The organism is Pseudoalteromonas sp. 68 DY56-GL68 (assembly GCF_041414825.1).
GTDB lineage: Bacteria > Pseudomonadota > Gammaproteobacteria > Enterobacterales > Alteromonadaceae > Pseudoalteromonas.
Genome location: NZ_JAOCZL010000015.1, coordinates 1 through 11,794 on the forward strand (window position 1 = coordinate 1; position 11,794 = coordinate 11,794).

Below are 11,794 nucleotides of genomic sequence, written 5' to 3' on the forward strand. Positions count from 1 at the left end.
TCCGTTGAAAAATGCCAGTGACCATCGCGGCCTTGTAACTTGCTGCGGCTACTTTGTTGTAGCGTGACATCGGTGCGCTTGTGTTCTGGCACCAAACTTTGCCAAGGTAATAAGTTGGTGATGACTGGATGGCTGTTCAGTCCATCGATGTATTGAATTAAGCAATGCATGCCTGGTGCAGGTTCGTTTAACACACCATGATCAGCGGCTTGGCCTGTGCCTAATGTGACTTGCTGAAATACAGGCACCGCTAATGGTTCGCCTGTTTTAGGGTTAAGCAATTGCACATCAGCGCCTTTGAGTGGCTTAAAGGCACTGCTGATCATCGCTTTGTTTGGCAAATCATAAATACGTTTAATGCGGGCGAGCTGGGGTAAATGCTTACGTTGCCCAAGTTCTGGAAAGTATCGAAGTACTAAGCGCTTTATAGCGTTTTTGACCATCTGATCACCTGTCTATCATCTTGTAATGTTACTTCAGTAATAAACCGCCCATTTAACTTTATACCAGGGCGTAGCTTAGGGATTGCCATAAGCATACCTGCGTTTGAAGCTATTACTTTAATTGGGTGTTCTTCAAAGTCGGTGATTTCAGTGTTTGCCCAGCGTGAGTCGTGCCAGCTACCTGCATACACCTTCCCATCAGGGCGCTGCTGAAATATAAACTGAGGAATACTGAACACATCAGCGCATTGCCTTAGCGCTTCAATCCCTGTGCCATGGTGATAAAATGCCGGCACGGCGGTTTGTGTGTAATCTGCATCAGGATAAACAAACGCTAAACCTGTTTTACTTAGCTCGTCACACACGTTCGCAAAGGTGGCATGACGAATAGCAAAGTTATGGGCAAACGATAAGGCGCCGATCAATTCACGGCACGTTAAAAACCAGCGGCCATTGCTTTGATGTTTTGCTTCAATCACACCTAAAAAATACGGCTGCATAGCATCAATGCTGTAGCCTATGTGCAACTCAACAATCCCTTGTGGCTCATGCTCTGCGACAATAACAAAGCTTGCACGGCCAGTGCTGAACAAATCAAGCTGTGTATTATCACTAACAATGCTTGTCACCTGTGCACCACCAATGGTGAGCACTTTAATTAGCCGGTTACTACTCATGGCCCTTCACTTTGTTCAAACGCAGCTTGTACTGTGGTGTGTCCATCAACGGCTTGGGTTTGGCTGTTTTCTTTAGCCTTACCATCAATTTGCTGCTGATTGCGCTCGGCGGTTGAAAGGACTTCAAGCAACTTAAACGTGACTTGCCACGCTTTAACCTCTTCAAGCTCAACTGCTTTTACTTCATCATTGAACTTCGCTTTACGTATTTTGTACGCTTCTGTGATTTCACTGTTAATGGTGTACTGTAGACGAGCGCCATTTTCATCGGTTGCTTTGGCCTGTGTGATTAACTCAGCAAGTTCAGCATGATCCTTAAAAGGAATTTTTGTATTGATAGTGACCACACCTGGCTTAACCCCTTTATCACCCGACAAGGTAAACGAACCTAACCCGCTCAAGTCATCACTTGGCAACTTAATGCCACAATTAATACGTATTTCATAACCTGGTACTTGCCAGCCATTTAACGTGATCATGCAAAAAGCTCTTTAATTGTTTGAATGTTATCGCCACTGCCAACAAACACGCAGTAAGCCCAATGCATGTCGTTATTACCTAATGTTTCAATTTGCTGTGCAAGTGCTCGCGCACTTTGTGCATTGCTATGCGTTACCGTTAAGTTTGCACCCGCTTGAAAGGTTGTTTCAGTTAGCCGATTATCACGGGCAGCTTTTAACTGCTCGGTGTCAGTAAGTGCCGCATTAATATCTGTAATGAGTTGCACACCTTCGTCGTTCACCAGCTGCTTGCTTTTGTCGACAAAAGCATTAGCAAGCGCAGGCAATGCACAGCAATCATTTACATGCTGCCACTCGATTGATTGCTCTGTTGTAGGCAGACGCATTTTATCGGTATCAAGGGTTGCTAAGCTGCTCGCATGTTGCTGCGCATGCGTAAAGGCTGGCAGCGCACACAGGACATTAAAGGCCGTAAGCTTGCTAGATAAACCAGCTGCACTTGGGGCGCTGCAACTAAGTATGACTGCATTGAATGCGTTAGGTCGTTGCTGCCTTGTTGCATCGTTGATTGCTTTTGCAAGTAACTGACTCCCCGCCGCTGCCGTAATAAGGCTAGGCGTTTGGTAACTGTTTAGGGCAATGATATGAATGCTCTTGCACGCAGCATTCAGTGCCGCCCTGCTTTGTGTATTAAACGAAGCTGGTAGTTCCATAGCGTTACCTAAAAACCGTAAGCAGTGACTTTAACGAGCCGTAAGCCCACACAAAAAACCACATAGGGTATGCTTTCCAACGAGGTACACCGTAGAACGTAAGTAAAATAAAGAACTCGTAATGTGCATTCTCACGACCTGTTTTCAATGCGTAATCATGCCAAATAGCCGCGGGTAAGCCTTTACCAAAGGGATTATGAAACCAGCGCACATACCAAGGTAAGGTAAACCCGTCTGTAACAAAGAACCGGTGCACCTCACCAAACTTAGTTTTGAGTGGCTCAAGTAATTGTGCTTTGCCTGCACTGATAAAGTTAAGTTTTACTTGCATAGCTACACCCTAAATGACAGAGAACTTACGTTCTTTTAGCTCAAAAATATCTTGCTCATAGTCGGTATTGATAAGCGCTTGGTTAACAATCCACACGCCATTGGTTTCAAATTTAAGTGGCAAGGTGAATACACCATCTACCACTTCGGCAGGCATTAATTGAACACGGCCCGTATCAACGCGCTTAAACGGCACTTTGAATTTACGATCAGGGATAGCTAATTTTCCTGTCGCAATCACCGCATCACTTGATTGCGGCACCGTGTATTCGTTTTCGTTGTTTACATACCCCTCAAGCTGCCCTGCAACATTATCGATAATGACAGGGATTAACTGTGTTTCAACAGGATTCAGACTGGCGAGGTAATCATCAACATTGTGATCACTGACAAGCGCTTTAGAGCCAATATAATCAGCAAAGAAATAGGCCTTCCCACCAATATCTACGATACTCTGTTGCTTAAATAACGTGATACTATCGGGGAGCTGTGGTGCGATAGCACCTGATTGAATTAATAATAAAACTTGCATGTCATGTTCCTTCGCTTGCACTTAGCGGAATACGAAAACCTGTTGTTTCATAAAGACAATTAGACGCCCACTCTTCTAATGCTTGTCGAGTGAAATATTTATTCGAGATGTTAGTCATAGCGAAGTAACCATGTTGCTCTTGCATATCCGACATAAATAGATCTTTTGATACTTGCGTAAGCCCTCCTGAAAACATATTCACTGCAAAGGAGTGGCTGGTACGCAATGGCGTCTTTCCTGCTTTTGCTGTTGTCATATCTAAGTCAGGGTTAATGCCAAATAAAATGCTGCAAATATCATATGTGTAGCCGCCACTGCTTGACGAACCGATTGATGAACCGATTAGCGATAACGAACCATTGAATAACGCAATGCCTGAAAAATCTTTGTCGGTCGATGTAGAAGTTGGATTACTTCTTAACTGCCTCACTATGCCGACCTCTGGTATGTCATCCGTTTTTGTGAGGGTATTTAAGTCAACCAGCTTTGATGCGCTTCGCGTATTATTCGAATACAAGTGAGTACAGTATAAAGTGCCATCTTCAAGTATACCGAAACTCGATATCAACTCTGTATTTTCGTATGCAGTAGGGCTCACTACTGCCGTCATATCAATCAAGTTAACTTTTACAATTCTGTGATAACTAGAGCTATTTTCATCAACAAGGCCAATAAAGTGCGGCACACCATCAATCAAATGTATGATTGAAACGCTTCCTTTAAATGAAACATTATTTCGCGGTAAGTCGTTTCTCAATAATACCCATCGAATAGAGCCGTCTTTGTTGTAATACCGAAGCCCTGTCGCATGTATATCGATATAACCACCTAGCGCATCATAAACGTTTGGATAAGTTCGTGATGCAACTGAGCCAAATGTATAACTCGCTGCTGTTGTTGCATCATAAATGTATGCTAAACGCTCATTTTCAGGCCATGGCAATAACTGCGTGGTTCTATGTAAGAACTCCCCAGCTTTAAACCCATCGTTGCGCTGCTTAACAATGCTATCCATTTAAAACTCCCATACATCATCTGCGGCGTTATAAACAAACACCCGCTCGTTTTTATCATCAGCCACGATGTTCACTTGCACATCAACCGCACCATCTTCTAGACGCTTAAACTTTGTTGCTTTGCCCTCTGCGATTTTTAACACTGGCTCACCGTTACTTGCTCGAACTGAAAACCAATCCCCATCTTGTAATTGGGTTTCGTCTTTACGAGTAATTGGCGCCGCGAACTCTGCGGCTTTTAACGAATAACGATTAAAAACAGTGATTGGCCCCTCTGGTTTAAAGGGTAAATTAGTGATGTAGTCTGTTTTTTCTAGGTATTGCGCATGTGTGTGGACATCAAATTCAGACTTACTAACAAACTCCCCCACTTGCACTTGCCAGGGCAACGCGCTTAACGTGATATTTAAGTCATCAGCAATGTTTTGGCTTCGCCATACAATGCTTTTCGCGCTGTAGTTTCCATAAACCTCAGCACTCGTTTTTGTTTTACTTTGTCGTGCAGTCGTGACCACCGCGATAAGAATTTGCTCATTATTCGCCTTGGTCGCAACGGCGCCATACCAGTTATAGTCAAAGTCGCCGACGTCGTAGCCCATCACGGCACTGATCACCACGGCATTACCATCGATGCGCGATACCGCTTTAACAGGTTCACTGTGCACAATGTTTGCTGGGATCACCGTGTTTGGGTCTATTGGCGCGGTTTCGTCTTGGCCATCAATATTCGCAAACACAAAATGCGTAATGTTTTGTACTTCATCACCGGCGAATACGGCGTTGCGATAATCTAAGCCCGCATTGGTTATTTGTAATTGACTCACCCTGTTACCTCTTGATCATATTCCACAAGGCCAATGGCATCGGTTGTATTGACCGTTGCCATCGCGCTTAAAAAGTAGCGGCGGCATGTTCTGCCATACTGCTCGATGACTTCATTAACAAGTTGTTCTTTGCCGCTAAACTCATCTTCTAACATGGCAATTTCCACCATATCCCAATCAAAGCCTGGTACGCGCTCATTCACTTGGATATAACCAAAACCAAGACGCTTAAAGATCCGCTCCATGCCAACATTTGAGCCAGCATCAGTGGCATTGGCAAACGCATGTTTTACACGCAAGCCATAAAGTGCGGCTGATTCACCAGGTAGGCGATTGATAGAGCGTTCCCATGCAAGCAAGTCTAAAATAGCGGTTTGTGCTGTTTCGCTGTGTTGCTGCTCAAGCCACCAAAATAGATAGCTCTCAACTTCCTGCCAGTAACTTTGCGCAACCTTTGCCAGTGCTTCTGCATCTTTGCCGCTCAACCAACTAGGTAATTGCGGTACTAATTCATCATGCATTCGTTAGCACCACACTGTTGATTGCCGGCAACCATAGCTCGCAGTTAATATCTGCATTGTCGAAACGGATTGTCTTAAGCTCTCGAAACTCTGCGTGTAATTCGCTGGCGAGCTGGCTAAAACTAAATAATGTGTTGGGCCGACATCGAGTGACATGCTTGTAAGCCGCGTTTTGTCTGAATGCTGCACGAATAAACTGCTCAATGTCGGCACGACGATCAGCGGTATTGGGGTGTTGTTGATAGTTCGCGACAATATCAAAGGGCTGATAGTTAATTGCATAAACCTGCAAATCATCGCCACTGCCGTGATTACCTTCAGCAATGTGATTGTTAATTTGGTTCAATAAAGCCGTGCTGATTGCACCTACATCTAAATACACATAGGCATTTGCACTACCTGGCCCCCGTGGTGCGTTCTTTTCAAATACGATGTTATCAACTGAAATACCCGTAAAGGTTGAAATAATAGAGCGATACACCGCATCAACGTGATAGCTGCCTAGAGACGAAAATGCATCACGTATACGCAACCGATAGTTATCATCTGTTTCAACGTCTTGCCCTGCTCTGGTTAGCCAATCAGTCTTATTCGTAGCTGTGAGGTTTTCAATATCTGAGATAACACGTACATAGTAACCCGCGGCTAAGTTGTAGCTTTGCCCTGTCTGCTCAGCCTCGACTGACACAGTGTGTGTTGCTTCTCCCGCAGCAAAGGTTTGATCAAATAACGTCACGACACGATATACGTGCCCGTTGATCGGTAAGCTCTCTATTACTGTGCCTTGGGGGATCACTAATTCCGTGTCGGTATCTGTGCGTGTAAATTCAATCAGTCCTTTTGCTTTTACCGCAGGCAACTTAAAGGTTTTACGCGATTCGCCGTGTTGCTCTAACCACTCATCACTGGCAAGCATAACAAAGGAATTAGGCATTACCTTTGTGATCAAGCTATCGATAAGCTGTCGTGCAGGCTCAACCATGATGGATTTTTGCAAACGAAAAAACGGGCTAAACGTGCTTGTGTTGTTAACCGAAAACTCACCTTGCTCAACATGCTTTTGCCACAGTGCGTGCAGTTCTTCATCCGTGACAGGAATGCCCGCGGCTTGAAGCTCTTGCTTAAATAACGTGGTGTAGTCCATTAAATGGCCCCCTCAATCGTGTGAGCGGTGACACTAATTTCACCTGTCAGCTGCTTTATCACTTTGATGGTGCCTGGCTTCAAACGCTGATCTTGCTCCACTATCAACTCTATCTCCGTTAAAATTTTGGCAACGATGTTGTTATTACGAAGGCCAATGAGCTCAACCAGTTTGCCGCTTTCAATAATGCGGTGCTTAATATCCTGTGCAATCACATCGCTATTCGTTAGCTGGCTAGGCACGGCAAAGCTATCAAGGGCCAAGTCCTGATCAACAATGTTTAAATCAATATTGATAGTTGTCATTAGCCTGTAAGCTCCATCATTGTTTCAATACTGTTTAATGGGTCTTCAGACTTAACCGTTAAATTATCGATGTAGACACGTTTACTGTTATCCGTTTGACGCGAATTGTCTGTGTTGTTACTTGTTGCTAGGCTTTGCAAATACGCTGACTTTTTCACACTTGGCTTATAGCTTTTACTGTGTTGTTGGGTACTCAGTTGCTCAACGCTGTTAGCATTGGTGTGTACTGCGTTAGTAACTGCCTGATCTGTTTTTGCTACTGTTTGGCTAATATGACTGTTCAGGCCAGATAACTCGGCTTGTTTTGCATCAAATACAGGCGAATTAGCAGCGTTAGTAAAATGGTTAGCTGAAGCATAGTTATTCGTAACGGTACGATTAGGTATAGCAGCGGCATTATCAATAATGCGTTTGCCATAGTCGCGGCTATAGGCCTGATCCGCATGCTGCATAACTAAGTTTTTTGGTTGGCTGCGATCAATGCTTTCATAGGCTGATACCGCTTCTGTTCTTATTTTTGCTTCGGTATCATCAATAAGACCAAGCTTTTCAAGTAACCACTTAACACTGTCAATCACGTAATCAAACGATGCTTTCACATTCACAAATGCTTGCATGAGTGCTTGACCCCATGCCGTGTTTTGGAATGCGGCAACAAGATCATCCCAGTAATAAATCAGCGCAGCCACGGCGGCAACCAATGCGATAATACCTGCAACAACCCATGTAACAGGGTTTGCCCACAGTGCAGCATTAAATAACCATGTGGCGGCTTTACCTGCCAACATCACGGTTTTAAACGCACCAAACGCAATCGATGCAGCGGCGACTGTCGCAATAAGTGATAAGAATCCCAGTACACGTAAAGCAATCAACGCCCCTTGCCAAAGCTTAGTCAGTAAGGTTAAACCACTGGTGAGTGCAGCGGTTGATACAAGCGCCATGCGATAAAGGCCCATTGTGAAAATAACCAACCCATACACGGTGATCAGCGCAATAATGCCCACCACAGCCGTTGCTATCACACTGGATAAAACAGGAAAGCGCTCAGTCAGGGAAACGATATATGCAAAGCCAGCGGCGAGTTGTTCAACAAATGGTTCAACCACAGGTAGTAAACGATTGCCTACCGCGGTGGCTGCGGCATTAAACGAACCGACTAAACGATCCCACGGGCTGGCAATAATGTTTGCCATTTCCGCGGCTTTTGACGCATCTTGTACATTTTCAAAGGTGTTAATGCCTGCTTTGAGCTTATCAACTTTGGTACTCAGTACGTCGATTGCTTTCGCGCCCTGCTTACCAAAGATTTGTGTCAACACATCACCGCGTTGTACAGAACCCAATGAGGATAAGCGTTCATTGATACGCCCTAACACCACATCAATCGCCAACATATCACCATTATCAGCGGTCAGTTTAATGCCCAGTGCGTCTTGTGCTTTGCCAATGCCCTGTAGTAACGAGGCGGCTTGCGTGCCTGCCACCGAGCCTGATTTAGCAACCAGCTGTAATTCACCCACTAAGGCAAATTGCTGTGCTGAGCTTAAGCCAATATTGGTTGCCGTTGCCCCAAGGTTGGCAAATGCGGCTTGCATTTCAGCACCGGTGGTTTTATATAGTTGTACCGCTGTCGCTGTTTGGCCTGCAATTTGATTTACCCAATTGGCCTTCCCCATTTTATTGGCGGTTTGCTCAAAAATACCGTACATGGTGCCCATGTAGCTGGTGATTGTTGACGCGTCCGCTTTGGTCGCCACAGCGAGCATGTTTGATGTTTTCGTAAACTCAGATAATTCATCACCATTTAAGCCCGCAATCGCAGACTGAATGTCATAAGCGCTTCGCACAAACTCTGCGGAGTTACCGCCAAATTGAAAGCCAAACTCATAGGAGGTTTTAGTCAGTTTTTGTAGCGCATCATCGGCAACACCCAATGATTGTACTTCACCCAATGCGGCCACATGATCAATGGCGGGATTTAAAGAACGAGCCAGCGCAAAACCGCCCGCGACAGCCGTTGTTGCACCGCGCATCATTTGATCTTGCGAAGCTCGTGCTTGGCTGCTCAGCTGGTTAATTTTAGCCATGACTTTATTAACCGGCCCAGTGACTTTATCAATGATGCCGATTGAATAAGTGAGCTTATCTAACTTGCTGAGGGTTGCCATTAATCGCCGCCTATTGCTGTACAAATACCGTTGTTTACGGCTATTGCTAAGTTCTCTTGTTCACTGGTGTATAAGTAAAGAGCCTGTGCCAAGCTTTCATCCGTTGGGGGGATCACGCCAAAGTATTTAGCGTGATACGCCAACAACTGATCAAGTCTGTTTTTGCCTATTTGCTTGGCTCGGCTTTCGATTTTTTTACTTTGAAATTAAACTCTGGTTGATACTCTTCAACCACCGCCCCCACTAAGAACAATGGCGCACCAGGCTCTTGCACTAACTCTTTAAGCTTCGCTACATGACTTTCAATGACGGTGTCTAACAAAAAGTTGGTTGCCGGTTGCACTTTGTTATTGGGCTGCGTTGCATTTAAATACTTGTTGTAGTCGTTAGCGTTAATGTTAAAGGTGATTTCACCTTTCGAAGTCTCAACGGTAATTTTCTTTTCAAACGCCATGATCAATACTCTCTTTAATATCTGCTTGGTCTAGCAGCGTGTAGGTAAAATAAGGGCCATACTTGGCAGCGGATTGCTCACACAAGGCAATGAACTCGTCAAAGTCATTTGGATTTGCAAACACCTGGCAACCGGCAGACCACTTATCAACTTGGGTTGATGTGGTTTTACTGTTTGCGCGGTGGCAGTTAATGCCAAAATAACCTTGCTGTAGTTGCGCCTCTGGTGTGACGTCCGTGTCTAACTCGGTGTCTTTATTGTTGTCACGCAAGACAACAACGGGTTTATGTTGTACAAGGGCGCGGTATTTGCCCTGGTGATAACCCAACGTCCATAAGCTTTTATGCTGTCCTGCAACTAGCACGGCAGTACCGTCTACGTTCATCGGGTGTTTACGCCAGTAAAGGCCTGCGTCTGTAGTGGCTTTAAACTGGTTTAATTGCCACTCACCACCTTGTTGATACAGCACACAAATCGCATCATTAAACGTATTGGCACGGGTGTTTGCATGGCGAATACCAATAATGTTTAGGTTTAATTCACCTTCAAACACACGGTAGCCACATGCTTGTAATGTATTAAGTAACGCTGTAACAGATAGATTGCGAATGGCTTTAGTCATTACAGATCTCTCACTTCATCAGCGGTTAGATACGGCACACCATTGATTTTGATAAAATCAGGACTCGTCACAGGGCACTTAATCGAGGTGACGTCTTCGTCGCCTCCTTCCGCTTTCAGATCAAGCAAGTCTTCTAGTTGCGGTAAACAACCAAATGCCTCAATATTCTTTTTCCCTGCTGATACCTCAGCATTGAATGCCACATCAAACGGCTCAATCCCCTTCCAGCTTCCCGCTTTTTCTGCTTGTGATTGCACAATTAGCCAGTTCTCATGATCAAGCTTTAGGGTTACTTCCGCTGACACTGGGCCATCAATGTAGCCTTTAGGCACACCACGCACGGTTTTAGGTTTTCGGCCATCGGTGATTTTTACCTGTGCTTCTATTACGTGCACCATTGACGAACCAATGAACACATCAAAATCTTTACCACCTAATACTTTTTGCATGTGCCTTACTCCTGATCTTGGCGGTCTAACATGATGCCGACGAGGATTTCACTTGGTGAATCATACGGCGTGATTTTCATCATTATTTGAATTTGCTTAGCGCTCAGCCATGTAATGCTAATGCTGTCTTCTTTCGGCGGTTCAATGAGACCTGGGAACTTATCTGCACCAATGTTCACTGACTTACTCATTTCGCGTAATGGTTTACTCATCACGCGCTTGCCAAATTCAGTGCCACTGGGGCTGTTGTTTAAGCGGCGGTTCTTAATGTTTTGAATCGCAATGATGCGAACAGCCCGCGCGGCCATATCAACAATGCGACCATTTTCAATTTGTTGAAAATCGCCACCTTCCGCATCAAGGGTGTTCACATCACCAAAGTACACACCATCAAAATCAGCATAAAACTGAGTGCAACTAAAGCGCTGTGCATCCAGTGCTGCCGTGGTTGCATTGGTGAGTGGTTTGCCTTCGGCATCTTCTGGTAGTGGCATCAAAGACATGGCACCCGTCAGTACACGCATTGGGCTATCTGCAATCGTGACTGAGCGTTTACACAAGCGCCCTGTTACCGCGCCGAGTTCATCACCAAATAGCAATGGCACCACCGCCACACGTGGGGCAACCACCCCATCTGTCAACGGTTGAAGCGCGGTTACTAAATCAGACCATGTTTGCTCTGCGGCAAGACCTGGCGCAGCAACAAGAATATGAACCCGTCTTGCAAGACTTGATAAGATTTCGAGGGCTTTAGCCTGGTAACTTTCAATGTCGGCTTTGCCTGTAACAGGCGTACAAATCACGATGATTTCAGGACTGACGTCTTGGTCCATCGCTTTATCAATGAGCGTCATAATGTTCGCACCAACAGCATGAGCAATGGCATAGCCACTGACCAAATCATCACCGTTACGCTGCCATGCTTTTACTTGTGTTTTTAATGGCGAATCGGCTTCACCAAATTCACTGTCAAAATCACTTTGTGCATTAATAGGTAGAATTTTGCCGTTACTCTCTGGCCCTTCGCCAATGAATAACACGCTGCGCTCCACTTCTTTCGTAGCGCCACTGCCTGTTTGTCTGGCTGCAACGGATACTTTACCTTGTGCCATGGTCGTTCCTTATTTGCTGC

The 11,794-nt window shown here is 45.1% G+C and carries 16 protein-coding genes and 1 pseudogene; all 17 read right to left on the bottom strand.

Annotation, left to right across the window (positions count from 1 at the left end; translation table 11 throughout):
• Positions 1-443: pseudogene (locus NYF15_RS08135) on the bottom strand (hypothetical protein); the annotation flags it as partial.
• Positions 425-1,120 (bottom strand): hypothetical protein, encoded by a 696-nt coding sequence (locus tag NYF15_RS08140; RefSeq protein ID WP_371353291.1) that lies wholly within the window; start codon positions 1,118-1,120, stop codon positions 425-427. The pseudogene NYF15_RS08135 and the gene NYF15_RS08140, both read right to left, overlap by 19 nt.
• Positions 1,117-1,599, bottom strand: a complete 483-nt coding sequence (locus NYF15_RS08145) for a hypothetical protein (RefSeq protein WP_371353292.1) — start codon at positions 1,597-1,599, stop codon at positions 1,117-1,119. Before NYF15_RS08145 ends, NYF15_RS08140 begins: the two co-directional genes overlap by 4 nt.
• Positions 1,596-2,294 carry a hypothetical protein gene (locus NYF15_RS08150; RefSeq protein WP_371353293.1) on the bottom strand — a complete coding sequence of 233 codons (699 nt, stop codon included), beginning with the start codon at positions 2,292-2,294 and terminating at the stop codon, positions 1,596-1,598. Before NYF15_RS08150 ends, NYF15_RS08145 begins: the two co-directional genes overlap by 4 nt.
• A gap of 4 nt (positions 2,295-2,298) precedes the next feature.
• Positions 2,299-2,625 (bottom strand): DUF1353 domain-containing protein, encoded by a 327-nt coding sequence (locus NYF15_RS08155; RefSeq protein ID WP_371353294.1) that lies wholly within the window; start codon positions 2,623-2,625, stop codon positions 2,299-2,301.
• Between the two features lie 9 nt (positions 2,626-2,634).
• Positions 2,635-3,156, bottom strand: a complete 522-nt coding sequence (locus tag NYF15_RS08160) for a hypothetical protein (protein WP_371353295.1) — start codon at positions 3,154-3,156, stop codon at positions 2,635-2,637.
• A gap of 1 nt (position 3,157) precedes the next feature.
• Entirely contained in the window at positions 3,158-4,171 is a 1,014-nt protein-coding gene (locus NYF15_RS08165) for a hypothetical protein (protein WP_371353296.1), read from the bottom strand.
• Complete coding sequence (locus NYF15_RS08170; protein WP_371353297.1) at positions 4,172-4,996, bottom strand: phage tail protein; 825 nt, start codon at positions 4,994-4,996, stop codon at positions 4,172-4,174.
• Positions 4,993-5,517 carry a hypothetical protein gene (locus NYF15_RS08175; protein WP_371353298.1) on the bottom strand — a complete coding sequence of 175 codons (525 nt, stop codon included), beginning with the start codon at positions 5,515-5,517 and terminating at the stop codon, positions 4,993-4,995. Before NYF15_RS08175 ends, NYF15_RS08170 begins: the two co-directional genes overlap by 4 nt.
• Positions 5,510-6,661, bottom strand: coding sequence for a baseplate J/gp47 family protein (locus tag NYF15_RS08180; RefSeq protein WP_371353299.1), 1,152 nt, complete (start codon positions 6,659-6,661; stop codon positions 5,510-5,512). Before NYF15_RS08180 ends, NYF15_RS08175 begins: the two co-directional genes overlap by 8 nt.
• Entirely contained in the window at positions 6,661-6,966 is a 306-nt protein-coding gene (locus NYF15_RS08185; protein ID WP_341803336.1) for a DUF2590 family protein, read from the bottom strand. The genes NYF15_RS08180 and NYF15_RS08185 overlap by 1 nt, the downstream gene beginning before the upstream one ends.
• Entirely contained in the window at positions 6,966-9,137 is a 2,172-nt protein-coding gene (locus NYF15_RS08190; protein WP_371353300.1) for a phage tail tape measure protein, read from the bottom strand. The genes NYF15_RS08185 and NYF15_RS08190 overlap by 1 nt, the downstream gene beginning before the upstream one ends.
• A complete protein-coding gene (locus NYF15_RS08195; RefSeq protein ID WP_371353301.1) occupies positions 9,137-9,283 on the bottom strand; it encodes a hypothetical protein in 147 nt (48 codons plus the stop codon). Before NYF15_RS08195 ends, NYF15_RS08190 begins: the two co-directional genes overlap by 1 nt.
• 20 nt (positions 9,284-9,303) lie before the next feature.
• The gene (locus NYF15_RS08200) at positions 9,304-9,591 is read right to left on the bottom strand and encodes a putative phage tail assembly chaperone (RefSeq protein ID WP_371353302.1); all 288 of its coding nucleotides are present in this window, start codon (positions 9,589-9,591) and stop codon (positions 9,304-9,306) included.
• Entirely contained in the window at positions 9,581-10,213 is a 633-nt protein-coding gene (locus NYF15_RS08205; RefSeq protein ID WP_371353303.1) for a hypothetical protein, read from the bottom strand. The genes NYF15_RS08200 and NYF15_RS08205 overlap by 11 nt, the downstream gene beginning before the upstream one ends.
• Positions 10,213-10,662, bottom strand: coding sequence for a phage protein (locus tag NYF15_RS08210; protein ID WP_341803340.1), 450 nt, complete (start codon positions 10,660-10,662; stop codon positions 10,213-10,215). The genes NYF15_RS08205 and NYF15_RS08210 overlap by 1 nt, the downstream gene beginning before the upstream one ends.
• Positions 10,663-10,667: 5 nt before the next feature.
• Positions 10,668-11,774 (bottom strand): DUF2586 domain-containing protein, encoded by a 1,107-nt coding sequence (locus NYF15_RS08215; protein WP_371353304.1) that lies wholly within the window; start codon positions 11,772-11,774, stop codon positions 10,668-10,670.
• Positions 11,775-11,794 lie beyond the last annotated feature (20 nt).